This is a genomic window from Streptomyces varsoviensis (assembly GCF_000718635.1).
Lineage (GTDB): Bacteria > Actinomycetota > Actinomycetes > Streptomycetales > Streptomycetaceae > Streptomyces > Streptomyces varsoviensis.
Genome location: NZ_JOBF01000008.1, coordinates 150219 through 174381 on the forward strand (window position 1 = coordinate 150219; position 24163 = coordinate 174381).

Consider the following 24163-nt stretch of genomic DNA (forward strand, 5'->3'; position numbering starts at 1 on the left):
GCGCCGCGGCGGCACCTCCCGTTTCCTGGGCCGCCGCGGCCGGTTCGGTCCCCCGGCCCGCTCACGCGTAGCCGCCCTCCTACGTCCGTACGGCCCCGAGCCCGTACCGGCCGATACACCTGTGCGCGTATGCCCCATACGCACGTACGGTCCTCACGCCCGTACGCCCCCTGCGTACCCGTGCGTACACGCAGCCGTTACGCGCGTACGGCCCCGGGCGCCGGCAGCGCCGAGGGCCGTACGAGGATCGAGGATCGGAGGAGCGGTCAGACCGCCGCGGGCTCCGGCTTCTTCGACCGGGGCTCGGCCGGCGCCGGGGCCTCGGCCGGGACCTCGTCGTCCAGCGGGGAGGAGCCGGCCGCGTCGTACACCGCGCGGTCCAGGATCTTCTCGTGTGCCGAGACGACGATCGGGACGACGACCTGACCGGCGACGTTGGTGGCGGTGCGCATCATGTCGAGGATCGGGTCGATGGCGAGCAGCAGGCCGACCCCTTCGAGCGGCAGGCCCAGCGTCGAGAGGGTCAGCGTGAGCATGACGGTCGCGCCGGTGAGCCCGGCCGTGGCGGCGGAGCCGATGACCGAGACGAAGGCGATCAGCAGGTAGTCGCCGATGCCGAGGTGCATGTGGAAGATCTCGGCGACGAAGATCGCGGCGATGGCCGGGTAGATCGAGGCGCAGCCGTCCATCTTGGTGGTGGAGCCGAAGGGCACGGCGAAGGACGCGTACTCCTTCGGGACGCCGAGCCGCTCGGTGACCTTCTGCGTCAGCGGCATGGTGCCGACCGAGGAGCGGGAGACGAACGCGAGCTGGATGGCGGGCCAGGCGCCCCGGAAGAACTGGATGGGGTTGACCTTGGCGACCAGGCCGAGGATGAGCGGGTAGACGCCGAAGAGGACGAGGGCGCAGCCGACGTAGATGTCGACGGTGAACGTCGCGTACTGGCCGAGCAGGTCCCAGCCGTACTGGTAGATGGCCTTGCCGATGAGGCCGACGGTGCCGAGCGGGGCGAGCCGGATGACCCACCACAGGGCCTTCTGGAGGAGTTCCAGGACGGAGCGGCTGATGGTGAGGATCGGCTCGGCCTTCTCGCCGAGCTTGAGGGCGGCGATGCCCGCGACGGCGGCCATGAAGACGATCTGCATGACCTGGAGCTGGGTGAACGGCGTGACGACGTCCTTCGGGACGATCCCGGTGAGGAAGTCCAGCCAGGACCCCGAGTGCTGGGGCTTGGCGCCGTCGGCGGCGGTCAGGCCGGTGCCGGAGCCGGGGTTGGTGAGCAGGCCGATGGCGAGGCCGATGACGACCGCGATCAGCGAGGTCACCATGAACCAGATCAGGGTCCGGGTGGCGAGGCGGGCGGCGTTGCTGACGTTCCGCAGGTTGGTGATGGACACCAGGATCGCGAAGAAGACGAGCGGGGCGACGGCCAGCTTCAGGAGCTGGACGAAGATGCCGCCGATCTTGTCCAGGGTCGTCTGGAGCCAGGCGATGTCGCCGCTCTTCGCGGCCCAGCCGAGGAGGGCGCCGAGGACCAGGCCCAGCAGGATCTGGGCCCAGAACGGCACCTTGGGTATGTGGACGCGCGAGGACGACGTGTTCGTTGACGATGACAACGGAATCTCCGGGGACAGACGGATGACAGGCGAGTGTCAGAAGAGGGAGGGCGTGCGGGCGCCAGGAGGTCCGTACGGGATCTCCGGCCGCCGCGGCGTGTCGGGCGAGGGCCCGGTCAGCGGCGGCGACAGGCCGCGGACATGCGGCGGCAAAGATCGATGTGCAGGCGCGCCACGAGCACGAGGCTCATGGGGGATCGGCGCGCGGCTGCTGTCTTCATGACGATCACATTAACACTCGAACTTTGAGGTGCCCAAAGAATATCTTTGGTATCTCGCGTTACGGACGCCTCACCAAGGGACATCCGGGCCCGCCCAGGGGCGAAAACGACAGCGCCCCGCCGGGGAGCGGCTGCTCCCCGGCGGGGCGGGCGGGTGCTGAGTGCCCGGTCGTGCGGTACCGAGCGTCCGGCCGGCTCGGGCGCTAGAGGACGTGGTCCTCCTGGGCCGCGTTGGCGGCCAGCGCCTCCTTCGCGCGGTCCACGCGGCCGACGATCTGCTCGGACATGGCGTCCCGCTGCTTGCGCAGCAGCACGAAGCTCAGCGGCGCGGAGATGATGAGCGCGACCAGCACCATCCAGATCAGGTTGGAGCCGCGCACCGCGAGCGGAATGACGTGCACCGAGCAGAGCACCCAGACCACCGCGAAGCAGACGATGAGGAGGCCGATTCGCATACCGGTGTAGCGGAGCGAGGCGAACTTCTGGCTACTCACGGAGAGACCTTCTTCTCAACGACATCCGAAAGGGGCATCCTCCAGTCAAGCACGCCCCCGATTCGCTCAGGGAAGGGGGCGGCCCGGACGGGTGCCGGCCGCTGGAAAGGCGCGGCTCCGGCACGCGTCGGGGGCGCGGCTCAGACGCGCATCGGCTGGGGGGACTCGCGGCGGGCCGGGTCCGGGCCGTCGTACTCGCGGATGATCTCGTAGCGCGTGTTGCGCTCGACGGGCCGGAAGCCGGCGTCCCGGATCAGGTCGAGGAGATCGTCACGGGTCAGCTTGTTCGGCGTCCCGTAGTTGTCCGCGTCGTGCGTGATCTTGTACTCGACGACCGAGCCGTCCATGTCGTCCGCGCCGTGCTGGAGCGCGAGCTGCGCCGTCTGCACGCCGTGCATCACCCAGAAGACCTTGACGTGCGGGATGTTGTCGAACAGCAGCCGGGAGACCGCGAAGGTCTTCAGCGCCTCGGCGCCGGTCGCCATGGTCGTGCGCGCCTGGAGCCGGTTGCGGACCTTGCCGTCCTTCATGTCCACGAAGTCGTGCTGGTAGCGCAGCGGGATGAAGACCTGGAAGCCGCCCGTCTCGTCCTGCAGCTCGCGCAGGCGCAGCACGTGGTCGACGCGGTGCCGGGGCTCCTCGATGTGCCCGTAGAGCATCGTCGCCGGGGTCTTGAGGCCCTTCTGGTGGGCGAGGCGGTGGATGCGCGACCAGTCCTCCCAGTGGGTGTCGTGGTCGACGATGTGCTGCCGGACCTCCCACTCGAAGATCTCCGCGCCGCCGCCGGTCAGCGACTCCAGGCCGGCCTCGATCAGCTCGTCGAGGATCTCGGAGGCGGGCAGCCCGGAGATCTTCTCGAAGTGGTGGATCTCGGTGGCGGTGAACGCCTTGAGGGAGACGGTGTCGGGCAGCGCCTCCTTGAGGGCGCTGAGCGAGCGCGGGTAGTAGCGCCACGGCAGGGTCGGGTGCAGGCCGTTGACGATGTGCAGCTCGGTGAGGTTCTCGCCCTCCATCGCCTTGGCGAGGCGGACGGCCTCCTCGATGCGCATCGTGTACGCGTCCTTCTCCCCCGGCTTGCGCTGGAAGGAGCAGTACGCGCACGACGCCGTGCACACGTTGGTCATGTTGAGGTGGCGGTTGACGTTGAAGTGGACGACGTCGCCGTTCTTGCGGGTGCGCACCTCGTGGGCGAGGCCGCCCAGCCAGGCCAGGTCGTCGCTCTCGTAGAGCGCGATGCCGTCCTCGCGGGTCAGCCGCTCCCCGGACCGGACCTTGTCCTCCAGCTCGCGCTTGAGTCCCACATCCATGGTCGATGCAGTCATCCGGTCGCCTCCACTACGTGTGTTCCTGTGTCCGCTTCGCCTTCGGGCCTCTGTCCGTTATCGCCGTACGGGCCGCGTCGAGCCTACGCCTAGGCCTCCTCGGGCAGCTCCCCGACCCGGTTCTCCCACTTCGTGGAGAGCACGATCGTGGTGCGCGTCCGCGAGACGCCCCGGGTGCCGGAGAGTCTGCGGATGGTGCGCTCCAGGCCGTCCACGTCGCCGACCCGCGCCTTGAGCATGTACGAGTCGTCGCCCGCGATGAACCAGCAGTCCTCGATCTCCGGCAGGTCGCGCAGCCGCCGCGCCACGTCCTCGTGGTCGGCGGCGTCGGAGAGCGAGATGCCGATGAGGGCGGTCACGCCGAGGCCGAGCGAGGCGGAGTCGACCGTCGCGCGGTATCCGGTGATCACGCCGGCCGCCTCCAGGCGGTTGATCCGGTCGGTGACGCTCGGCCCCGAGAGGCCCACCAGCCGGCCCAGCTCCGCGTACGAGGCCCGTCCGTTCTCCCGCAGAGCCTGGATGAGCTGCCTATCCACCGCGTCCATGCGCCTGACACCTTCCATTAATCAGCGAACTCGCAGTTTTGCATGTAGAATCTAAGGCGTACAGGGCAGATGCCCTGCAAAACCGTCACACGATCACAGAAGATCTAGGAGTGTGTCCCGTGTACACGATCGAGATGGCCTACGCCCGGATGCGTGAGCTTCAGGACGAGGCCAAGCGTTCGCGTGTTCACCAGCCCACCGCTCCCGCCGCCCGCCGCGCCGGAACGATGTTCCGCACCGCGCGCGCCAAGAAGCGCTGAGCCTGCTACTAACCCTCACGAGAGCCGCCACCCAGCTCTCCCTCCCACCGGCGGTACAGCCGATGCGGCACCCCTGCCGCGTCCAGCACCCGCCCCGCGACGAAGTCCACCAGATCCTGGATGTGCGTCGCCCCCGCGTAAAACGCCGGAGAGGCGGGCAGCACCACGGCGCCCGCCTCGTCCAGTGCCACCAAGTGCTTCAGCGTCTGGCCGTTCAGCGGCGTCTCGCGCACCGCGACCACCAGCGGCCGCCGCTCCTTGAGCGTCACGCTCGCCGCCCGCTGGAGCAGATCCTTCGAGAGTCCCAGCGCGACCCCCGCCACGGAGGCCGTCGACGCGGGCACGATCAGCATCCCCTGTACGGGGTACGAGCCCGACGACGGCCCCGCGGCCAGGTCCCCGGCCGGCCAGTACCGCACCCCCGACACATCCACGTCGAAGACGCCCGGCTTGCCGTCCGCGCCCCGGGCCAGCCACGCCGCCAGGTCCTCGCGCCAGTGCGCGTCCCGGAAACTGATGCCCGTCTCGTCCAGCAGGGTCAGCCGTGACGCCCGGCTGACCACCAGGTCCACGTCCTCGCCCGCGCTCAGCAGCGCGCGCAGCACCGCGGCGGCGTACGGCGTCCCGGAGGCCCCGGAGACCCCCACCAGCCACGGGCGACGTGCTCTTGTGTGTTCGTGCGGTTCCACGACCCGAGCCTATCCGCCCGCCGCCCGCCCGCTCCCTCGGCCGACGGGCGGGGGCCGGCCGCCCCGGTGCGGAGCACCGCCGGCCCTCGGTCCGCCGGCCCCTCAGACCGTCAGCCCCCGCACCAGCAGGTCGAGCAGCACGCACACGAACAGCGAGATCCCGATGAAGCTGTTGGTCTGGAAGAACGCCCGGTTCAGCCGGGACAGGTCGTGCGGCTTGACGATCGTGTGCTCGTAGCAGAACGCCGCCGCGACGATCACCAGGCCGATCCAGAAGAACACCCCGGCGTCCGTGGCCAGCCCGAACCACACCAGCAGCGCCGTGGTCAGCACATGGCAGACCCGCGCCCCGTACAGCGCGGCCGGGACGCCGTACCGGGCCGGGGTCGACTTCACCCCGTGCGCCCGGTCCGCCTCCACGTCCTGCGAGCCGAAGATCAGGTCGAAGCCGCCGATCCAGATGCCGACCGCGAGGCCGAGGATCACCGCCTCCCACGACCACGACCCGGTGACCGCGAGCCACGCGCCGACCGGGCCCATCGCCTGGGCCAGGCCCAGGATCGCGTGCGGGAAGTTGGTGAACCGCTTCCCGTACGGATAGACCACCATCGGCACCACGGCGATCGGCGCGAGCGCCAGGCACAGCGGGTTCAGCGCCGCCGCCGCGCCCAGGAACACCACGACCGCGATCAGCGCGCCGGTCCACGCGGACCGCACCGACACCGCGCCGGTCACCAGCTCGCGGCCGGCCGTGCGCGGATTGCGGGCGTCGATCTCGCGGTCGATGATCCGATTGCAGGCCATCGCGAAGGTGCGCAGCCCCACCATGGCGACGGTCACCAGGAGCAGCCGCCCCCAGTGGATCTCCCCGTCCAGCCGGTACATCGCGGTGAGCGTGGCGATGTACGCGAAGGGCAGCGCGAAGACGGAGTGCTCGATCATCACGAGCCGCAGGAACGCCCGTACCTTGCCGCTGGGCTGCGTGGGCCCCGGCCCCAGTACGCCTTCGGCGGCCGACATCACTGCCCGTACTCCGGTGCGTCCCCGCGCGGCCGGGAATGCCCCGGCTCCGCGCTCTCCTCCGCGGTCATGGACTGAGCTGTCACAGCCCGTACTCCTTCCAACGCTTCGTCACCCTTTCGGCGACCTCGGGGTCCGACTCGACCATCCGCGGCCAGCCGCCGTCGCGCGTGTACCCCTCCTCGGGCCACTTCGCCGTCGCGTCGATGCCCGCCTTGCCGCCCCAGAACTGCTGGTACGAGGCGTGGTCGAGGTGGTCGACCGGGCCCTCGACGACGGTCAGGTCGCGCCCGTAGTCCGTGTTCCCCAGCGCCCGCCAGGCGACCTCGTGCAGATCGTGGACGTCGCAGTCGGCGTCCACGACCACGATCAGCTTGGTGAGCGACATCATGTGCGCGCCCCAGATCGCGTGCATGACCTTCTGCGCGTGCTTGGGGTAGCGCTTGTCGATCGCGACGATCGCGCAGTTGTGGAAGCCGCCCGACTCCGGCAGGTGGTAGTCGACGATGTCCGGCACGATGATCTTCAGCAGCGGCAGGAAGAACCGCTCGGTGGCCCGGCCGAGCGGGCCGTCCTCCGTCGGCGGCCGGCCCACCACGATCGACTGGAGCAGCGGGCGCCTGCGCATCGTGACGCAGTCGATGGTCAGCGCGGGGAACGGCTCCTGCGGCGTGTAGAAGCCGGTGTGGTCGCCGAACGGCCCCTCCGGCAGCATCTCGCCCGGCTCCAGCCACCCCTCGATGACCACCTCGGCCTGCGCCGGGACCTGGAGCGGAACGGTCTTGCAGTCGACCATCTCGATCCGCTTGCCCTGCACGAACCCCGCGAACAGGTACTCGTCGATATCGCCGGGGAGCGGCGCGGTCGAGGCGTACGTCACGGCGGGCGGCGCCCCGAAGGCGATCGCGACCGGCAGCCGCTCCCCGCGCCGAGCCGCCACCTGGTAGTGGTTGCGGCTGTCCTTGTGGATCTGCCAGTGCATACCGATGGTGCGCTTGTCGTGGCGCTGGAGGCGGTAGAGGCCCAGATTGCGCACGCCCGTCTCGGGGTGCTTGGTGTGCGTGAGCCCCAGGTTGAAGAAGGAACCGCCGTCCTCGGGCCACGTGAACAGCGCCGGCAGCCTCTCCAGGTCGACGTCGTCGCCCCTGAGCACCACTTCCTGTACGGGCGCGGCCTCGCCCTTCACCTTCTTCGGCGGTACGTGCGCCATGTTCGCGAGCTTCCCGAACGCCTCGCGCACCCCGACGAAGCCCTGCGGCAGCTCGGGCCTCAGCAGCCCGCCGATCCGGTCGCTGATCTCGTCGTACGACTTCAGCCCGAGCGCCTTCAGGAGCCGGCGGTCGGTCCCGAAGACGTTCATGGCCAGCGGCATCGCCGCGCCCTTCACGTTCTCGAAGAGCAGCGCCGGGCCGCCCGCCTTGTTCACCCGGTCGACGATCTCCCCGACCTCCAGATAGGGGTCGACTTCCGCCTTGACGCGCTTGAGATCGCCGTCACGCTCAAGGGCTCTCAGGAATGAGCGAAGATCGTCATAAGCCATGCCATCAAGTATCAAGCACGCACTACCCTGGTCCCGTCACGGGGGCCGCCGGGCGGCCCGTTCCTTACCTCCGGGGGGCTCTCCACCATGCTCAGGTATCTGCCGTTCCTGCTGATCCTGGCGCTGTGGATCTATGCCTTCATCGACTGCCTCAACACCCCGGAGAACGAGGTCAGGGGGTTGCCGAAGCTGGCATGGGTGTTCATCATCCTGCTCTTCGGCGAGGTCCTGGTCGGCCCGATCGCCTGGCTCGCCGCGGGCCGCCCGCGCGCCGCGGCCGGGCCCGGCGGGCGGCCGGGGGCGGGCGCCGGGCCGCGCCGGACCTGGGTGGCGCCGGACGACAACCCCGAGTTCCTGAAGTCCATCCGCGACGAGGGCGCTGCCGACGGGAAGCGGGCGGCGCGGGACGAGGAGCTGCTCAAGAGCTGGGAGGCGGACCTGCGCCGCCGCGAGGAGGAGCTGCGCCGCAAGGACGGCGGCGAGGACGCCCCGCCGAAGGCGTGAACGCTCCGCCGAAGGCATGAACGCCTCGCCGAAGGCGTGAACGCTCCGACAGCCGTTACGAATTCATCTCGTACGAATGCCGTACGGCCTGCTCCCGCACACATCTGATCCCGATCGGGACGCAAGATGACCACTCCGGTCAACTCCCGTCTCTTCACGGCCATTTGTTGCATCGTTCACGTATCCACTCCTGCCCTTGGTGCGCACGCGCCGCGAGAGTCGGGTCCGGCCCGTGGGGGCCGGTAGGCGATTCGAGCGAGAGGGACACCCATGCCCGACATGACCCGACGCAGACTCCTCGGCTCGGCGGCGGGCGCGGTCGGCGGCGCCGCGGCGCTGTCGCTGCTGCCGCCGAGCGTGCAGAAGGCGGTGGCCGCCGGACCGGAGCGGCGGCACGGTTCGCTGGACGACATCGAGCACGTCGTGCTGCTGATGCAGGAGAACCGGTCCTTCGACCACTACTTCGGCACCCTCAAGGGCGTACGCGGCTTCGCCGACCCCGACGCGCTGCGGCTGCCCACCGGGCGCTCGGTGTTCTACCAGCCGGACGAGGCGAACCCCGAGGGGTACCTGCTGCCGTTCCGGCTGAACACGCGGAAGAGCAGCGCCCAGGCGATCCCCTCCACCAGCCACGCCTGGGCCGTGCAGCACGAGGCGTGGAACGGCGGCAAGATGGACCGCTGGCTGCCCGCGCACCGCAAGGCGGACGGGAAGAACGGCCCGTACGTGATGGGCTACCACACCCGGCAGGACATACCGTTCCAGTTCGCGCTGGCCGAGACGTTCACCATCTGCGACAACTACTTCTGCTCGGTGTTCGGGCCGACCTGGCCCAACCGGCTGTACTGGATGACCGGCACCATCGATCCGTCCGGCACCCAGGGCGGCCCGATCACCAACAACACGGCGCCCACGCCGTACCGGTGGACCACCTACGCCGAGCGGCTCCAGCAGGCGGGCGTGAGCTGGCGCGTCTACCAGCAGCAGGACAACTACGGCTGCAACATGCTGGAGAACTTCAAGACCTTCAAGGACGCCAAGCCGGGCGACCCGCTGTACGAGCGCGGCATGCGCAAGCTCGCGGCCGACGCGTTCGAGGAGGACGCCCGCAACGACCGGCTCCCCGCGGTGTCGTGGATCATCCCCACCAGCACCGAGTCCGAGCACCCCGACTACCTGCCGGCGGCGGGCGCGGACTTCGTCGCCCGGAAGATCGAGGCCATCGCCTCCAACCCGAAGGTGTGGCGCAAGACCGCCTTCATCCTCAACTACGACGAGAACGACGGCCTCTTCGACCACGTGCCGCCGCCGACGCCGCCCGCCGGGACGAAGGACGAGTTCGTACGGGGGCTGCCGATCGGCGGCGGCTACCGGGTGCCGTGCACGATCATCTCGCCGTGGACGGTGGGCGGCTGGGCCGCCGGCGACGCCTTCGACCACACCTCGGTGCTCCAGTTCCTGGAGCGCTGGACGGGCGTCGAGGAGCCCAACATCACCGACTGGCGCCGCGACACCTTCGGCGACCTCACCTCCGCCTTCGGCTTCCGCCACGCCGCCCACCGCCCGCCGCGCCTCCCCCACGACACGGCCCGCCAGCTCGAACGCGCCAAGTGGGAGGTAGCCCACCTCCCCAAGCCCACCCTCCCCACCACCGACCAAACCCCTCCCCACCAGGAACCCGGCCACCGCAAGCGCCGCTGACGCCGGGGCACGCCACGGCCCGCGCCCTTCCCGTGGGGAAGTGGCGCGGGCCGTAGGTGTGGGGGTCAGACGCCGGCGTAGGAGTGCTTGCCGGTGATGAAGATGTTGACGCCGTAGTAGTTGAAGAGGTAGCAGGCGAAGGCGATGAGGCCGAGGTAGGCGGCTTTGCGGCCCTTCCAGCCGGCGGTGGCGCGGGCGTGGAGGTAGGCGGCGTAGGCGACCCAGGTGATGAAGGACCAGGTCTCCTTGGGGTCCCAGCCCCAGTAGCGGCCCCAGGCGGCCTCGGCCCAGATGGAGCCGGCGATGATCGTGAAGGTCCACAGCGGGAAGACCGTGGCGTTGACGCGGTAGGCGAACTTGTCGAGCGTCGCGGAGGCCGGCAGCCGCTCCAGGGCGCCGTCCCAGCCCATCTGCACCCGGACCCCGAGCCGCGTCCAGCGGTCGCCCGCCGGGGTGTTCCGCAGCTTCGTCGCCAGCACGTCCCGCCCGGCCTTGCCGGCCGCCTGGCGGACCTCCAGACCGTCGCGGAAGCGGTAGAAGAGGGAGGAGACCGCGCCGACGTACAGCGACGCGCCGGAGATGATCGCGCAGGAGACGTGGATCCACAGCCAGTACGAGTGCAGCGCGGGCACGAGCTGGTCGCTGGAGGTGTAGAGCACCGAGACGGCGAGGCCCAGGTCCAGGAGGATCGTGGTGACCAGCGGCAGGCCGAGCCAGCGGATGTTCTTCTTGGCCAGCAGCAGACCGAGGTAGACCGCCACCGCCACCATCCCGAAGGTGGTGGAGAACTCGTACATGTTGCCCCAGGGGGCGCGCTCCACGGAGAGCGCCCGGGTGAGCACCCCGCCGAAGTGGATCACGGAGGCCAGCACCGTCAGGGAGACGGCGATACGGCCGTACATGTCCCCCTTCTCGCTGCCGCCCGCCGCGCCCGGCCCGTCCGGCACGTCGCGGGCGCCGGCGACGGCGCGGGTGACGACCTTGGGGCGTTCGAGGACCGCGGTGCCCGTGCCGCCTTTCTGGGCGACCTGCACGGTCACGCTCTGCCGCGCCGGCTGCTCGGCGGTCAGCGCGGCGGCGGTGCGGCCGACCGCGCTGCGGCTGCCGAACACCCACTCCGCGATGTGCGCGAGGAAGGCGAGGGTGTAGACGGCCATCGCCGAATAGATCAGCACATTGCTGGTATGGGCCAGGTTCTCGTTGGCTGCGGCAGCGATGTTCACGCGCGCGCTCCTTCGGAGGGATCAGCGGGGTCTGCGGGATCGGAGGGATCGAGGCCCGGTTCCGGCTCCTCCGGTACGGGCATGGCGTGGGGCTGGAGCGCGAGCGCGAGGTCGCCGAGTTCCTCGGGCAGTTTCGCGGACTCGCTGCGGCCGAGGCCGCCGAGCTCCACGACCGTACGCCCGTGCTCGTCCGCGGCCGCCCGCACCCACACGCGGCGGCGCTGGATGAACAGGGACCCGGCGAGTCCGAGCAGCGCGCCGACCGCGCCGGCCAGGGCGGTGCCGTTGCCCGGCTGGTGGGAGACCTGGAAGGTGGCCCAGGTCTTGATGGAGTCGAACGTGAGGCTGCCGGCCCCGTTCGGCAGCTTCATGGTCTGGCCGACGCGCAGCAGTTCCGCGTAGGGCTTGCCGTCCTTGTCCTTGAACTGCGTCATCTTCGTCGTGTCGAGCTTGTAGACGCTCTGCGCCAGGCCCGAGTCCATGCCCAGGCTCCCGTGGTACGCCGTGAGCACCAGCGCGGGCGAGTCCAGCGCCGGGAACTGCGACATCATCGTGCCGGTCTTGAGGTCCAGCGTCGGCACGAAGTTGCCCTGGAAGCCGATCTGGTCCGGCTCGCCGTCCTTGTCGCGGTAGTCCGGCACCTTGAGGATCGTCGACTCGGTGAGGTTCTGGCCGTCGACGGGCAGCGAGGCCACGGCGCCCTTGTACGCGATGTTGCCCTGGCCGTCCCGGACGGTGACGACCGGCGCGTAGCCGTGGCCCTGGAGGTAGACCTTGGAGCCGCCGGTCTCCAGCGGCTTGTTGACCTCGATGGTGGTCTCGCGCGGCTTGCCGTCCGTGCCGTCGTAGTACGTGACGTGGGCGCGGAAGACGCGCGGGGTGCCCCGCTCGGGGCCGGTGCGTTCGTAGCTGGAGTCGAAGCCGTTCAGGTCGAAGCTGAAGGGCTGGAGGTTGTTCTGGTCGAAGAGCGTGCCGGGCCTGAAGTCGTCGTACTGCGACATGGTGTTGGAGAACCCGTCGCCCTCGACGATCAGCTTGGAGCCCTCGGCCTTGAAGAGCTGCCCGGTCGCGAAGGCGACCAGCATCACGATCAGCGAGATGTGGAAGAGGAGGTTGCCCGCCTCGCGCAGATAGCCCTTCTCGGCGGCCACCGAACCGTCGGCCGCCTCCGTGCGGAACCGCTTGCCCCGCAGCACCTTCCGCGCCGCGGCCAGCACCTCCTCCGGCGCGGCCTCGGTCCGCCACGTGGTGTACGCGGGCAGCCGGGTCAGCCGGCGCGGCGCGCCCGGCGGCCGGCCGCGGAGCTGGCCCACGAACTGCCAGGTGCGCGGCACGATGCAGCCGATGAGCGAGATGAACAGCAGGATGTAGATCGCGGAGAACCACACCGAGCTGTAGACGTGGAAGAGCTGGAGCTTCTCGTAGATCGGCGTGACCGTGGGGTGCGCCTTCTGCCAGTCCTCGACCTTCACCGCGTCGACGCTGGTCTGCGGCACGAGCGAGCCGGGGATCGCGGCCAGCGAGAGCAGGAACAGCAGGATCAGCGCGACCCGCATGGAGGTGAGCTGGCGCCAGAACCAGCGGGCCCACCCGATGACGCCCATCGACGGCACCGAGCCCGGCGGGCCGCCCTCGGGCGACTCGACCGGCGCCGTGGAGAGCTGGGCGCCGGCCTCGCCGAGGCCCTGCTCCTCGTCGGCGGGGGTGGGTGTCTTCGCCATCAGATCAGACCTCGGGAACGAAGGATTGGGTCCACGACTGCATATCGGTCACCATGCGGTCCCACGCCCCGGTGACGAGCAGCACGCCGACCGCGACGAGCATCAGGCCGCCGATCCGCATGACCCACGTGTAGTGGCGCTTGACCCAGCCGAACGCGCCGAGCGCCCGCCGGAAGGCGACCGCGGCGAGGATGAAGGGCACGCCCAGCCCCACACAGTAGGCGACCATGAGGAGCGCGCCGCGCCCGGCGCTCGCCTGGTCGAGGGCGAGGACGTTGACGGCGGCGAGGGTGGGGCCGATGCACGGCGTCCAGCCCACCCCGAACAGGATGCCCAGCAGCGGCGCCCCGGCCAGCCCCATGGCGGGCTTCTTGTGGAAGCGGAACTCCCGCTGCCCGAAGAGGCTCATGATCCCCATGAAGGCGAGGCCGAGCACGATGGTGAAGGCCCCGAGGACCTTGGAGATGATCTCCTTGTGCGCCTGGAGCTGCCAGCCGAAGTTGCCGAACAGGGCGCCGCCGGAGACGAAGACGGCGGTGAAGCCGAGGACGAAGAGCGAGGCCCCGATCACCATCCGGCCGCGCTTGGCGTTGCCGAGGTCGGTGCCGCTGACCCCGGTGACGTACGAGAGGTAGCCGGGGACCAGCGGCAGCACGCAGGGGGAGAAGAAGGAGACGAGACCGCCGAGCACCGCGATGGGCAGCGCGAGCAGCAGCGCTCCGCTCAGGACGGTCTGGTTCATGTCACTTCTCCGCGACCAGCGGGTCGAGGGTCTTGCGCAGCTCGTCCACGCTCAGCGCGTGGGGCGCGCTGGCCGCGATCTTCCCGTTCCGGTCGATGAAGATCGTGGAGGGGATGAACTGCGGGTTGAGGCTGCCCTTGGGGAAGCGCAGCAGCAGCTTGGCCGAGGGGTCGTGGAAGCTCGGGTACGGGACCTCGTACCGCTTCTCGAAGGAGAGCGGCGGCGCGGTGTCCACGTCGCGGGTGTTGAGGCCGACGAACTGGACGCCCTTGTCCTTGTACTCGTTCGCCACCTTGGTGAGGTTGGGCGCCTCGGCGCGGCAGGGCGCGCACCACGATCCCCACACGTTGAAGGCGATGATCTTGCCCTTGTACTCCTTGAGGAGATCGAGCCGCTTGCCGTCGAGCGTCTTGCCGGAGAGGTCCGGCGCGGCCTGCCGGTCGGACTTGTTCTTGACGACGCTGATGCCGCCCGTGCCCTGGACGAACTTGGTGTCGCCGCCGCCCTTGGCCTGGTTGCCGGAGCCGCAGGCGCTCAGCGCGAGGGCGGCTGCCGCGGCGCCGGCGGCCAGCACTGCGGCACGGCGGTGACGGGCGGGTCGGCGAGGGGCGCGGCGGGCACTCATGTGAAAAGTTTCGCATGGGGCCCCCGGCGATCTTCCGCGCCCCCCTCGGCGGCGATTCTCAGCCCCGCGCCGGGGTCCACTTCTGGCCGACCCCGAGCCCCCGCCACTGCGCGAGCACCTTCGGGTCCTGCGCGTCGAGCCAGTCCACGAGCTGCTTGAAGGAGACCAGCCGGACGTCCTTGTGCTTCTCGTCGGCGATGTGCTTGAGCGCTTCCTCGACGGCGTCCATGTATATGCCGCCGTTCCACTGCTCGAAGTGGTTGCCGATGAAGAACGGCGCGCGGTTGGTCTCGTACGCGCGCTGGAAACCGGCGATGTAGGAGCGGGTGGCCTGCTGCCGCCAGGCCGGGTAGTTGGACGACGGCGCCTTCGTCGAGTTCTTCGACTGGTTGAAGAGCATGTTGTAGTCCATGGACAGGACTTCGAAGCGGTGGCCGGGGAACGGTATCGCCTGGAGCGGCAGGTCCCATACGCCGTGCTTCTTCGTCGGCCATATCTGGAGGCCGCCCGAGGAACTCGCGTCGTAACGCCAGCCGAGTTTCGCGGCGGTCGGCAGCAGATTGTCCTGGCCGAGCAGGCACGGCGTACGGCCGCCGACGAGTTCCTTCGAGTAGTCGAAGGGCAGCGGTTCGAGGTCCGAAAAACCAGTATGGGTACGCCACTTGGTGACGAACGACATCGCCTGGTCGATTTCGGAGCGCCATTGCGCGGGCGTCCACTTGGCGACGGAACCGGAGCCCGCGCAGAAGTGCCCGTTGAAGTGCGTGCCTATCTCGTGGCCTTCGAGCCACGCCGCGCGCACGTTCTGGAGCGTCGCCTTGATGTGGTCGTCGGTGAGATAGCCGATGTCCGAGGCGCCGACCTTGTTGTTCGGCGGCCGGTACATGTCCTTCTTCGCCTCCGGCAGGCAGTACAGCCCGGAGAGGAAGAACGTCATGCCGGCGTTGTACTCCTTGGCCAGCTTGCGGAAGCGGGGGAAGAGGCCGTTGCCGACCTCGCCGGCGCCGTCCCAGGAGAACACGACGAACTGCGGGGGCTTCTGGCCCGGCTCCAGCCGTTCCGGCTTCGGCGGCTGATGCGGCTGCGGACCCGCGTCGGCCGTCGAGCCGTCGCCTATCGGCTTCGCCTTCGCCTGTTCGCTCGCCTTCGCCCGCGGGTCCTTGGTGCCGCTCTTGCCCCGGTCCGATCCGGAATCCGAGGAACAGCCGGCCACGCCCAATGCGGCGGCCGCTCCAACTCCCATTCCGAGCAGCCCGCGTCGGCTGATGTCGCGCATTACGTCCCCATCCGTGCTCGCCGTGCTCACCGTCCATATAAATGGACGATCAGTAAGACTGCACAGCGAACAGGACGGTTCCGTCAAATCGGCGCGGAATTATTGCCGGAAATTGGCCCGCGCTTACCCTGCGAATGGCTTCCTTTACGCTCCGAAACCCTTGGAGCCGCCCTTCACGGGTTTGGCGCCGGCCAGCAGGTGCACGGGCACCAAATCGCGGGCCGGCTCGCTGTATCCCACCGAGACGATGCGATTGCCGCGGAACGTGAACGACGTCAGGCTCGCCAGCGTGCACTCCCGCTTCCGCGGGTCGTGCCAGAGCCGGCGCCGCTCGACGAAGCTCCGCAGCACCCAGATCGGAAGCTGGTGGCTGACGCACACCGCCTCGTGGCCGCGCGCCGCGTCCCGGGCCGCGCTGATCGCGCCCATCATCCGTACGACCTGGTCGACGTACGGCTCACCCCACGACGGGCGGAACGGGTTGGTCAGGTACTTCCAGTTGGACGGGTTCTTCAGCGCCCCGTCGCCCACCCCGAACGTCTTGCCCTCGAAGACGTTCGCCGCCTCGATCAGCCGCTCGTCCGTCGCCAGGTCCAGACCGAGCGCCTTGGCCAGCGGCGTCGCCGTCTCCTGCGCGCGCTCCAGCGGCGAGGCCACCACCTGGGTGATGTCGCGGGCGGCCAGGTGCTCGGCGACCCGGTCGGCCATCTGCCGGCCCAGCTCCGAGAGGTGGTAGCCGGGCTGACGCCCGTACAGCACGCCCTCCGGGTTGTGCACCTCGCCGTGGCGCATCACGTGCACCACGGTCAGCGCGGAGCGGTCGCCGTTGGTCGCGGCTTCGGACACGCCGTTGGGCGAGCCGGCGGACGGGGCCGCGGCGGCGCCTGCGCCGTTGGTCGCGGCGTCGGACGAATGGTCCGGCGCGCCGCTGTTCTCGGCTCCGCCGGACGCGTTGGGGGACGACGCGTTGGGGGACGCGCCGTTGTTCTCTGCTCCGTTCGTCATCCCGGACATCACTCCGCCGCCTCGGCCGCGGCCCGCGCCGCCTCCGGCAGCGCGGCGGCGATCCGCTCGACCGCCGCGTCATCGTGCGCCGTCGAGAGGAACCACGACTCGAAGGAGGACGGCGGGAGGTAGACGCCCTGCGCGAGCATCGAGTGGAAGAAGGCGGTGTAGCGGAAGGAGTCCTGCGCCTTGGCCGTCTCGTAGTCCCGTACGTCCTGGTCGGTGAAGAAGACCGAGAACATGCTGCCCGCCGCCGACACCCGGTGCGCGACGCCCGCCTTGTCCAGCGCGGCCGATACCAGCGACCGCACCTCGGCGGAGACCGCGTCCACCCGCCCGTACGCGGCGTCGTCCAGCAGCCGCAACTGCGCGATGCCCGCCGCGGTCGCCACCGGGTTACCGGAGAGGGTGCCCGCCTGGTAGACCGGGCCGGTCGGCGCGAGGTGCGCCATGACGTCGGCGCGCCCGCCGAAGGCCGCGGCCGGGAAGCCGCCGCCCATGACCTTGCCGAAGGTCATCAGGTCGGGCCGCACCCCGTCCAGGCCGTACCAGCCGGCCCCGCTCACCCGGAAGCCCGTCATGACCTCGTCGGAGATGTAGAGCGCGCCGTTCTCGGCGCACAGGTCGGCCAGCCCCTGGTTGAAGCCGGGCAGCGGCGCCACGACGCCCATGTTGCCCGCCGCCGCCTCCGTGATCACACACGCGATCTCGCCCGCGTGGGCGGCGAAGGCGGCCCGTACGGCGTCGAGGTCGTTGTAGGGGAGCACGATGGTGTCCCCGGCCTGCGCGCCCGTGACGCCGGGCGTGTCCGGCAGCGCGAACGTCGCGAGCCCGGACCCGGCCGCGGCCAGCAGCGCGTCCACGTGGCCGTGGTAGCAGCCGGCGAACTTGATCACCTTGGCGCGGCCGGTGAAACCGCGGGCCAGCCGGATCGCCGACATCGTCGCCTCGGTGCCGGAGGAGACGAGCCGCACCCGCTCGACGGGGGCGACGCGGGCCACGATCTCCTCGGCGAGCGCGACCTCGCCCTCGCCGGGGGTGCCGAACGACGTGCCGCGCGCGACGGCCTCCTGCACCGCGGCCGTCACCTCGGGGTGCGCGTGGCCCAGGATCATCGGGCCCCACGAGCACACCAGGTCCACGTACTCCCGGCCGTCGGCGTCGGTGAGGTACGGACCGGTGCCGGACACCATGAACCGGGGCGTACCGCCCACGGCGCGGAACGCGCGCACGGGAGAGTTCACGCCGCCGGGCGTCACGGCGGCCGCACGGTCGAAGAGCGTCTGCGAGACTGGGGCAGAGTACGAGTAAGTCACACCAGCCATGGTCTCAGAGCCGCACCGGGACTCGCGGCGAGGGCGTTTCAGCCGCCGGTCGCGGGGGAGGTCTCTGAGACGATGATCGGGTTGCGCGACGGGGTTCGCGAGTGGTCGGGTGGAGATTATGCATCGCGGTGGCGGACTGGGTGAGGGGACCGATGACCTGGGCCCCGAGCGTGCCCAGCGCGGACGCCACCGGCGCGAGGCGGAAAGCGCGGGAAGCAGGAGTGGTGGCCGGGTGGGGGTGACCTACAAGTACTTCGGGGCACCCAACGGAGCGACCGCCGCACGCGTACCGATCTCCATGCGCCCGGAGGAACTCGGCGGGGACGAGCTGGGCATGGGCGGCATGTTCTCCAAGATCAAACCGGAGACGATGGCCGCCATGGTCCTCACCGGCATCGAGGGCATACCCCTGCACCGGGTCCCGCCGCTGGAGCTGGTCGTCCTCCACCCCGACTACGCCGTCGTCAAGCTCCCCACCACCGTCGTCGACCCGCTACGCGGCATCGGCGAGGAGTCCGTGGGCGCCGCCGCCTTCATATGGTCCACGGTCCCCGACCGCGGCGGCCCCGGCGACGCCTTCCGCGTCTACCAGCTCCTCCACGAATGGCAGGACTTCTCCCACCGCCTCCACGAGGCGGGGCATCAGCCTTACTGCCTGGTCTGGCCTTGAGCTGACGGGCCCTGCGGGGCTTGGGGGCTTTGGGGCTGCGAGGCTTCCCGGCCTCCTGGGCTTCTGGGGCTTGCGGAACTTCTGGCGCTTGCGGGCCCTGAGGGTTTCGGGGCGTGGCGGAGCGGCTGGGCCTTGGCGCTCGTACGGGCGGGGGTGGGTGGCTGCGGCTACGGGCGCGCGTGGGCGGGGATCGGGCCGTACGGACGTAGGCGCTCAGCGACGACTGCTACGGGCACGAGCGGAGCTACGGGCGCGAGCGGAGGGCAGCGTGTACGGGCGTGAGCGCAGGGCCGGAGCGCGGGACCGGAGCGCGGGACCGGTCTGTACGAGCGTGAGCGGGCGACACCAGCCCCAGGCGGGCGTGAGCAGGCGACCAGCCACGTACGGGCCCGAGCGGCGGACGGCCCGTATGGGCACGGGCGCTCGGCCGATTCCTACAGCGCCGGGGCCATGTGGGCCCGTACGGCCCGCGGGCACTCGGTGAGCCCGTACCGGTCGCGGGCGAGCAGCCGGTCCTTGACCGGAGCAGGCCGGTCCTGACCAGCCTGGCTGGTTCCTCGGCGTGGGCCGGCCGCAGGGCGCGCGCTATTCGGCGAACCGCTGGTTGAACTACTCCAGCAGCCGGCCGCCCGCCGCCTCCACGAGCCGGCCTACGACGGGATGGATCACCAGGCCGGCGACCGCGCCCGCGAGCGCCGGGAGCCGGCGGGCGAACCACTGGCGGACGTACGCCATGGTGGACAGGTCCGCCTCGGGCGCGGTGACGGCCTCCTCCAGTTCGTCCAGGAGTCCGACGGCCCGTTCCGCCTCCGGCTCGTCGGCCGGCACGAGGGCCCGTACGCGCGCGAACTCGGCCCGCAGGGCGGCCAGTTCCTCCTCGGTGACAGCGGCCGCGGGGCCGCCCGGCGCGGCCTCGACGCGGGAGACGGTGTTGCCGCGGCCTACGACGACCTGGCCGGACACGTCCTGGGTGCGCACGTCGTAGCGGTCGCCGTGGCGCGCGGTGGTCTCAGGGGGCTCGGGGGTCTCGGGCATGGGCGGGGCTCCTTCGGGCTCACTGCTGGTTGCCGCTGTTTATCGCTGGTCGCCGCCGAGGGCGGGCGGTTCATCTCGCGTCGGGGTCGGACGGCTCGTCGGGCGCCGGGGAGGTCGAAGGGACCTCGGAGACCGCCTCGGGCGGGGGCTTCTTCGAACCGGGGGTGCGGGTGGGCCCGCTCGGCTTGGGCTCTTCGGTGGGGGTGGTGGGCCGGACGACCGTCGCCGAGGTCTTCGTGGCCTCGGTCGGCGCGGTCGGGCCCGAAGGGCCGCCGGTCGGGCCGGTCGGTCCGGTGGGTCCGGTCGGGCCGGTCGGCTTGTCCCCCACCGCGACCCCAGACACCGTCATCGACACGTCCGCCTTCCCCCAGTCGTCGCGCATGGTGACGGTCGCCCGGTACGCGCCCGGCCGCGTCGGCCGGAAGGTCACGTCGAAGAGGCACAGCCGGGAGCCGGCCGGCGGCGGGCAGGCCGTCAGGGCGGCGCGCCACGCGCTCGGACCGCCCGCGGCCACCCCCTGCTCGTCGCCGACGCTCAGCGAGTCCTCGTCGTCGCACGGCAGCCACTGGTCGAAGCGGACCGTCTTCGTCACCGACTTGCCGACCACCACCTGCCCGAAGTCCTGGGCGGGGAGGCCGACCGGGGTGCACGTACCGGAGGACGGGCCGCTGCCGTCCGTGGGGCGGCCGGACGGCGGCGGCGCCGCGGAGTCCGTGCCGCCGGAGGGCCCGCTCGACGGAGCCTGTGACGGCCCGGCCGAGGACGCGCCCGTAGTCCCACCGCTCCCGCTGCCCGAGCTGGTCCCGCCGGGCCCGCCGACGCCCAGGGCAGGCGGCGACAACCCGGGGGCCGACGCGCCGGACCTCGACGGGGCGGGCGCCTTCGGCCCGTCGCCGTCGGCCGTGACCGCCGCCGCGAGCACGCCGCCCGCCACCACGGCGGCGACCGCGGCCCCGACGGCCGCCGGATGCGAGACGGCCCCGCGCAGTCCGGCCCGCCCCTTGGGCTTGGGCCAGTGGCCGGACTTGCTCCCCGGCGCGGGCCCCTGCGCGTGCCCCTGCGCGGGCCCCTGCGCTTGCGACGGGGAGCCGGGGGCCGACGGCTCAGGTGCCGGGGAGCCGGGTTGCGGGCCGGGGCCGGGCGCGGGGCCGGCGGCGGGCGCGCTGTGCTGAGCCGCCAGCGCGTAGCCCCCGCCGCCGCCACCGGCGAGCGCGCCGAACCCGGCGGCCAGCGCGCGCCGGCGGACGTCCCGTTCGTGGGCGAAGTACGCGGCGTCGTGGTGCGCGCCGAGTTCGAGGGCCGCGCGCTCGCCGAGTTCGAGGGCCTGCCGCCACGCGCCCCAGCGCAGCGACCTGGCCAGCGCGGGGGCGACGGCGCGCGCCAGGTCCCGTACGGCCGCGTGGTTGCCGGCCCAGCTCGCCGAGTCCAGGACCCGCCCGATGGTGACGGCCTCGGCCGCCGTCTGCTGCCGGGTGGCTCTGGTCCGTACCCAGGCGAGCAGCGGCACGGCGAACTCGGCGGGCCGGCGCGGCGGGCCGATCCGTTCGGCGACCAGCGCGGCGAACCGGCCGCCGGCCCGGTACCCGGCGCCGTCGGCCTCGACGAGCCGCAGGGCGCCCAGTTCGGCCAGGGCGGCGCGGTCCGCGCCCCCGGTGAACACGGTCAGCAGCCCCAGGGAGACGGGCAGCGGGTCGAAGGCGCACAGCAGCCGCAGCAGCCGCGCCGCCCGCTCGCTCAGCCGGCCGGCGACGCCGACCGCGAACACCGACTCGTCCGTCGCGAGCGCTTCGAACGCCTCGTACACGTCGTACGCGCCGTGGCCGACGGGGCCGGTGACGGCGCCGCTGGTGGCGGACGCGCTCATGGCGGCGGCGGCCTGCACCAGGGTGAGCGGGTGCCCGCCTACGGTGGCGACGAGACGGCGCGCGGCGGATGTCTCGCGGCCGCGCAGCGGACGGCCCAGTTCGCGTACGAGCAGGTCGAGGGCGGCGTGCTCGGGCAGCCCTTCGAGCCGCATCGGCCGCCCGCCGAGCCCGTCGACGGCCGGTTCGCCGGGCCGGCCGCTGGGGTGACCGGCGGGGTGACCGGTGGGCCGGCTGCTGGGGTGACCAGCGGGGTGACCGCTGGGTTGAACAGCGGGGTTGCCGCCGGGGCGGTCCGGGGGCCCGCCGAGCCCGCGTTCCACGGAGGAGAGCAGCAGCTCGCAGCCCGAGGTGGCCCGTACGAGGGCGGCCAGCTCCTCCGCCGTACCGCCGAAGTCGTCGATGACGAGCAGCGGGCCGCTCAGGGAGCCCAGCAGCCGCCGCATGACGGCCGGTTCGGGCTTGTAGTCCGTCGACTCGAACGTCCCGAACATCCCGGACGTCTCGAACGTCTCGAAACAGGCATGGAAGATCTCCTGGAGGACGTCCTCGGCGGGCATCCCGGCGGCGGGGAGATGGACCACGGCGCCGCCGCGCGCGATCCGGCCGGCCGCGAAGGCGCGCAGCAGGGCGGTCTTGCCGGTCCCCGGCGGCCCGTACACCTGCACCGGCACGCCGGCAGCCAGCCAGCGTTCCAGCGCGGCGAGTTCGCCGGTACGGGCGAGCAGGGCGGGGGCGCGGGCGGGCAAGGCCCAGCCGAGCGGGCGGTCGCGCCGCCGGACGGGCGGCGGGCCCTCGGGCCGGTAGCTGACGGACGAGCCGCGCTCGGCGTTGATCACCACGTTGCGGTCGCCGACGACAACCTGCCCAGGGACATCGCCGTCGATGCGAACCTGCTCCGAACCGGCCATGGGCTGCCCCTCCCCCGCGCGCGCAACCCCAAGAATGGATTTATAGCAGCTAGTTCATATGATCAGCCGGTAATTTTCCCTATCGTTCTCAGTTGTTCTCAATTAAGCCGTTCTCGACGGAAGGTGACATTCCCGACCACGATTCGGCCACCGTACGGTTGCCCCATGCTCACCGCGCGCTCCATCGGCCTCTTCCTCCTCGCCGCCCTCCTGGAGATCGGGGGCGCGTGGCTCGTCTGGCAGGGCGTGCGCGAGCAGCGCGGCTGGGCGTGGATCGGCGCCGGGATCGTGGCCCTCGGCGCGTACGGCTTCGTCGCCACCCTCCAGCCGGACGCGGACTTCGGCCGCATCCTCGCGGCGTACGGCGGGGTGTTCGTCGCCGGTTCGCTGGCGTGGGGCATGGCCGCGGACGGCTACCGCCCGGACCGCTTCGACGTGATCGGCGCGCTGCTCTGCCTCGCCGGGGTAGCCGTGATCATGTATGCGCCGAGGGGCCGGTGAGCGGCGGCGAGGCGACATATCCTGCGCGGACCCCCAGAAAACACGGCACCCGCGGAAACACGAAGCGAAACCCGCACCGAAGCCCGAACGGAAACCCGGCTCACCCACCCCGACCCCGACCCGAGGAGAGCAGAGCCCATGCCCACCGACGCCACCGCCCCCTCCACCGCCCCCTCCAGCACCCCCGCCGCCCCGGCCCGTACGGCCGTCATCACGGGCGCCAGCAGCGGCATCGGCGCCGCGACCGCCCGCCGGCTGGCCGCCGAGGGCTACCGCGTCGTCCTCACCGCCCGCCGCAAGGACCGCGTCGAGGCGCTGGCCGCCGAGCTGACCGAGGCCGGCCACCGGGCCGAGGCGCACGCCCTCGACGTCACCGACCGCGCCGCGGTGGACGCGTTCGCGGGCGGCCTGGACCGCTGCGACGTGCTGGTCAACAACGCGGGCGGGGCGCTGGGCACGGACCCGATCGCCGAGGCGGACCCGGCGGACTGGCGCGCGATGTACGAGGTCAACGTCCTCGGGGTGCTCCACACGACCCAGGCCCTGCTGCCGGCGCTGGTCGCCTCCGGGGACGGCACGGTGCTGATCCTGTCCTCGACGGCGGGCCTCGGCACGTACGAGGGCGGCGGGGGCTACGTCGCCGCGAAGCACGGCGCGCACGCCATCGCCGAGACGCTGCGCCTGGAGCTGTGCGGACAGCCCGTACGCGTCATAGAGATCGCGCCCGGCATGGTCAAGACCGAGGAGTTCGCCCTCACCCGCTTCCGCGGCGACCGGGAGAAGGCCGCCAAGGTGTACGCGGGGGTGGCCGAGCCGCTGACGGCCGACGACGTGGCCGACACCATCGCCTGGGCGGTCACCCGCCCCGCCCACGTCAACGTCGACCTGCTGGTCCTGCGCCCCCGGGCCCAGGCATCCAACTACAAGGTGCACCGCGAGAACTGACCGCCCGAGGAGGATTTCCCATGCGCGTAACCGCCTTCGACCACCTGGTCCTCAACGTCGCCGACGTCGAACGCTCCCTGGCCTTCTACTGCGGCCCGCTCGGCCTGGAGCCGGTCCGCGTGGACGAATGGCGCGCCGGCGAGGCCCCGTTCCCCTCGGTGCGCATCAGCCCCACCACCATCATCGACCTGGTCCACGGCGCCCGCGGCGAGTCCAACGTCGACCACTTCTGCCTCGTCGTCGACCCCCTCGACTGGCAGGAGGTCCTCGACTCCGACACCTTCACCGTCACCGAGGGCCCCGTCCAACGCTTCGGCGCCCGCGGCGACGCCCACTCCATCTACATCCTCGACCCCGACCACAACACCATCGAACTCCGCTGGTACCCGCAGGACGCCGCGTAGCCCCCG

The 24163-nt window shown here is 71.4% G+C and carries 23 protein-coding genes; 7 read left to right on the forward strand and 16 right to left on the reverse strand.

The genetic code is table 11. The features are described from left to right. Positions 1 to 266 precede the first annotated feature (266 nt). From IF55_RS14255 to IF55_RS14270, 4 genes are all read right to left on the reverse strand, one after another. Complete coding sequence (locus IF55_RS14255; RefSeq protein WP_048831960.1) at positions 267 to 1634, reverse strand: dicarboxylate/amino acid:cation symporter; 1368 nt, start codon at positions 1632 to 1634, stop codon at positions 267 to 269. Between the two features lie 406 nt (positions 1635 to 2040). Beyond that, positions 2041 to 2331: a DUF4229 domain-containing protein gene (locus tag IF55_RS14260; protein ID WP_030883289.1), complete on the reverse strand. Its 291-nt coding sequence runs from the start codon at positions 2329 to 2331 to the stop codon at positions 2041 to 2043. A gap of 140 nt (positions 2332 to 2471) precedes the next feature. Continuing rightward, positions 2472 to 3638 (reverse strand): aminofutalosine synthase MqnE, encoded by a 1167-nt coding sequence (mqnE, locus tag IF55_RS14265; RefSeq protein WP_030883291.1) that lies wholly within the window; start codon positions 3636 to 3638, stop codon positions 2472 to 2474. A gap of 104 nt (positions 3639 to 3742) precedes the next feature. Then, the gene (locus tag IF55_RS14270; protein ID WP_030883292.1) at positions 3743 to 4198 is read right to left on the reverse strand and encodes an Lrp/AsnC family transcriptional regulator; all 456 of its coding nucleotides are present in this window, start codon (positions 4196 to 4198) and stop codon (positions 3743 to 3745) included. Positions 4199 to 4317: 119 nt separating this feature from the next. Between IF55_RS14270 and IF55_RS39345 the strand changes: the two genes are divergently transcribed. Beyond that, positions 4318 to 4458: a hypothetical protein gene (locus IF55_RS39345; protein ID WP_157854371.1), complete on the forward strand. Its 141-nt coding sequence runs from the start codon at positions 4318 to 4320 to the stop codon at positions 4456 to 4458. A gap of 8 nt (positions 4459 to 4466) precedes the next feature. Here IF55_RS39345 and IF55_RS14275 read toward each other — a convergent pair whose 3' ends face one another. From IF55_RS14275 to IF55_RS14285, 3 genes are all read right to left on the reverse strand, one after another. Continuing rightward, positions 4467 to 5147, reverse strand: coding sequence for a UbiX family flavin prenyltransferase (locus tag IF55_RS14275; RefSeq protein ID WP_030883294.1), 681 nt, complete (start codon positions 5145 to 5147; stop codon positions 4467 to 4469). A 102-nt stretch (positions 5148 to 5249) separates the two neighbouring features. Next, entirely contained in the window at positions 5250 to 6167 is a 918-nt protein-coding gene (mqnP, locus tag IF55_RS14280) for a menaquinone biosynthesis prenyltransferase MqnP (RefSeq protein ID WP_030883296.1), read from the reverse strand. 82 nt (positions 6168 to 6249) lie between these two features. Then, entirely contained in the window at positions 6250 to 7707 is a 1458-nt protein-coding gene (locus IF55_RS14285) for a menaquinone biosynthesis decarboxylase (protein ID WP_030883298.1), read from the reverse strand. Positions 7708 to 7794: 87 nt separating this feature from the next. On the opposite strand from IF55_RS14285, the gene IF55_RS14290 reads away from it, so the two are divergent. Both IF55_RS14290 and IF55_RS14295 read left to right on the forward strand, forming a co-directional pair. Next, positions 7795 to 8211 carry a PLD nuclease N-terminal domain-containing protein gene (locus tag IF55_RS14290; RefSeq protein WP_030883300.1) on the forward strand — a complete coding sequence of 139 codons (417 nt, stop codon included), beginning with the start codon at positions 7795 to 7797 and terminating at the stop codon, positions 8209 to 8211. 270 nt (positions 8212 to 8481) lie between these two features. Continuing rightward, entirely contained in the window at positions 8482 to 9912 is a 1431-nt protein-coding gene (locus IF55_RS14295; protein ID WP_030883301.1) for a phosphocholine-specific phospholipase C, read from the forward strand. A gap of 65 nt (positions 9913 to 9977) precedes the next feature. Here IF55_RS14295 and ccsB read toward each other — a convergent pair whose 3' ends face one another. From ccsB to hemL, 7 genes are all read right to left on the reverse strand, one after another. After that, positions 9978 to 11135: a c-type cytochrome biogenesis protein CcsB gene (gene ccsB / locus IF55_RS14300; protein WP_030883303.1), complete on the reverse strand. Its 1158-nt coding sequence runs from the start codon at positions 11133 to 11135 to the stop codon at positions 9978 to 9980. Beyond that, positions 11132 to 12856 (reverse strand): cytochrome c biogenesis protein ResB, encoded by a 1725-nt coding sequence (gene resB / locus IF55_RS14305; RefSeq protein WP_030883305.1) that lies wholly within the window; start codon positions 12854 to 12856, stop codon positions 11132 to 11134. The genes ccsB and resB overlap by 4 nt, the downstream gene beginning before the upstream one ends. A 4-nt stretch (positions 12857 to 12860) precedes the next feature. Then, positions 12861 to 13598 carry a cytochrome c biogenesis CcdA family protein gene (locus IF55_RS14310; RefSeq protein WP_030883307.1) on the reverse strand — a complete coding sequence of 246 codons (738 nt, stop codon included), beginning with the start codon at positions 13596 to 13598 and terminating at the stop codon, positions 12861 to 12863. 1 nt (position 13599) lies between these two features. Further along, positions 13600 to 14223, reverse strand: a complete 624-nt coding sequence (locus tag IF55_RS14315) for a TlpA family protein disulfide reductase (RefSeq protein ID WP_030883309.1) — start codon at positions 14221 to 14223, stop codon at positions 13600 to 13602. A 58-nt stretch (positions 14224 to 14281) separates the two neighbouring features. After that, complete coding sequence (locus tag IF55_RS14320; protein ID WP_030883312.1) at positions 14282 to 15499, reverse strand: polysaccharide deacetylase family protein; 1218 nt, start codon at positions 15497 to 15499, stop codon at positions 14282 to 14284. Between the two features lie 144 nt (positions 15500 to 15643). Next, positions 15644 to 16291 (reverse strand): histidine phosphatase family protein, encoded by a 648-nt coding sequence (locus IF55_RS14325; RefSeq protein ID WP_048831974.1) that lies wholly within the window; start codon positions 16289 to 16291, stop codon positions 15644 to 15646. 221 nt (positions 16292 to 16512) lie between these two features. After that, positions 16513 to 17829, reverse strand: a complete 1317-nt coding sequence (gene hemL / locus IF55_RS14330) for a glutamate-1-semialdehyde 2,1-aminomutase (RefSeq protein WP_078644341.1) — start codon at positions 17827 to 17829, stop codon at positions 16513 to 16515. Positions 17830 to 17947: 118 nt separating this feature from the next. On the opposite strand from hemL, the gene IF55_RS14335 reads away from it, so the two are divergent. Next, positions 17948 to 18499 carry a hypothetical protein gene (locus IF55_RS14335; RefSeq protein ID WP_078644343.1) on the forward strand — a complete coding sequence of 184 codons (552 nt, stop codon included), beginning with the start codon at positions 17948 to 17950 and terminating at the stop codon, positions 18497 to 18499. Positions 18500 to 19108: 609 nt separating this feature from the next. Here the strand turns inward: IF55_RS14335 and IF55_RS14340 are convergent. Together IF55_RS14340 and IF55_RS14345 are read right to left on the reverse strand one after the other, a co-directional pair. Next, entirely contained in the window at positions 19109 to 19534 is a 426-nt protein-coding gene (locus tag IF55_RS14340) for a hypothetical protein (RefSeq protein WP_211269988.1), read from the reverse strand. A gap of 70 nt (positions 19535 to 19604) precedes the next feature. Then, positions 19605 to 22307, reverse strand: coding sequence for an ATP-binding protein (locus IF55_RS14345; RefSeq protein WP_030883324.1), 2703 nt, complete (start codon positions 22305 to 22307; stop codon positions 19605 to 19607). Positions 22308 to 22472: 165 nt separating this feature from the next. On the opposite strand from IF55_RS14345, the gene IF55_RS14350 reads away from it, so the two are divergent. The 3 genes from IF55_RS14350 to IF55_RS14360 all read left to right on the forward strand — a co-directional run bounded on the left by IF55_RS14350 (position 22473) and on the right by IF55_RS14360 (position 24157). Beyond that, positions 22473 to 22808: a YnfA family protein gene (locus tag IF55_RS14350; protein ID WP_030883326.1), complete on the forward strand. Its 336-nt coding sequence runs from the start codon at positions 22473 to 22475 to the stop codon at positions 22806 to 22808. Between the two features lie 138 nt (positions 22809 to 22946). Then, a complete protein-coding gene (locus IF55_RS14355; protein WP_048831961.1) occupies positions 22947 to 23753 on the forward strand; it encodes an SDR family NAD(P)-dependent oxidoreductase in 807 nt (268 codons plus the stop codon). Between the two features lie 20 nt (positions 23754 to 23773). Then, a complete protein-coding gene (locus tag IF55_RS14360) occupies positions 23774 to 24157 on the forward strand; it encodes a VOC family protein (RefSeq protein WP_030883328.1) in 384 nt (127 codons plus the stop codon). The last annotated feature ends 6 nt before the right edge of the window (positions 24158 to 24163 follow it).

Coding starts and splice junctions, on each gene's coding strand:
- mqnE (WP_030883291.1), bottom strand. CDS start 3,638: ATGGATGTGGGACTCAAGCGCGAGCTGGAGGACAAGGTCCGGTCCGGG.
- IF55_RS14270 (WP_030883292.1), bottom strand. CDS start 4,198: ATGGACGCGGTGGATAGGCAGCTCATCCAGGCTCTGCGGGAGAACGGA.
- mqnP (WP_030883296.1), bottom strand. CDS start 6,167: ATGTCGGCCGCCGAAGGCGTACTGGGGCCGGGGCCCACGCAGCCCAGC.
- IF55_RS14285 (WP_030883298.1), bottom strand. CDS start 7,707: ATGGCTTATGACGATCTTCGCTCATTCCTGAGAGCCCTTGAGCGTGAC.
- IF55_RS14290 (WP_030883300.1), top strand. CDS start 7,795: ATGCTCAGGTATCTGCCGTTCCTGCTGATCCTGGCGCTGTGGATCTAT.
- IF55_RS14295 (WP_030883301.1), top strand. CDS start 8,482: ATGCCCGACATGACCCGACGCAGACTCCTCGGCTCGGCGGCGGGCGCG.
- resB (WP_030883305.1), bottom strand. CDS start 12,856: ATGGCGAAGACACCCACCCCCGCCGACGAGGAGCAGGGCCTCGGCGAG.
- IF55_RS14310 (WP_030883307.1), bottom strand. CDS start 13,598: ATGAACCAGACCGTCCTGAGCGGAGCGCTGCTGCTCGCGCTGCCCATC.
- IF55_RS14315 (WP_030883309.1), bottom strand. CDS start 14,223: ATGAGTGCCCGCCGCGCCCCTCGCCGACCCGCCCGTCACCGCCGTGCC.
- IF55_RS14320 (WP_030883312.1), bottom strand. CDS start 15,499: ATGCGCGACATCAGCCGACGCGGGCTGCTCGGAATGGGAGTTGGAGCG.
- IF55_RS14325 (WP_048831974.1), bottom strand. CDS start 16,291: ATGCGCCACGGCGAGGTGCACAACCCGGAGGGCGTGCTGTACGGGCGT.
- hemL (WP_078644341.1), bottom strand. CDS start 17,829: ATGGCTGGTGTGACTTACTCGTACTCTGCCCCAGTCTCGCAGACGCTC.
- IF55_RS14335 (WP_078644343.1), top strand. CDS start 17,948: ATGCATCGCGGTGGCGGACTGGGTGAGGGGACCGATGACCTGGGCCCC.
- IF55_RS14340 (WP_211269988.1), bottom strand. CDS start 19,534: ATGCCCGAGACCCCCGAGCCCCCTGAGACCACCGCGCGCCACGGCGAC.
- IF55_RS14345 (WP_030883324.1), bottom strand. CDS start 22,307: ATGGCCGGTTCGGAGCAGGTTCGCATCGACGGCGATGTCCCTGGGCAG.
- IF55_RS14350 (WP_030883326.1), top strand. CDS start 22,473: ATGCTCACCGCGCGCTCCATCGGCCTCTTCCTCCTCGCCGCCCTCCTG.
- IF55_RS14355 (WP_048831961.1), top strand. CDS start 22,947: ATGCCCACCGACGCCACCGCCCCCTCCACCGCCCCCTCCAGCACCCCC.
- IF55_RS14360 (WP_030883328.1), top strand. CDS start 23,774: ATGCGCGTAACCGCCTTCGACCACCTGGTCCTCAACGTCGCCGACGTC.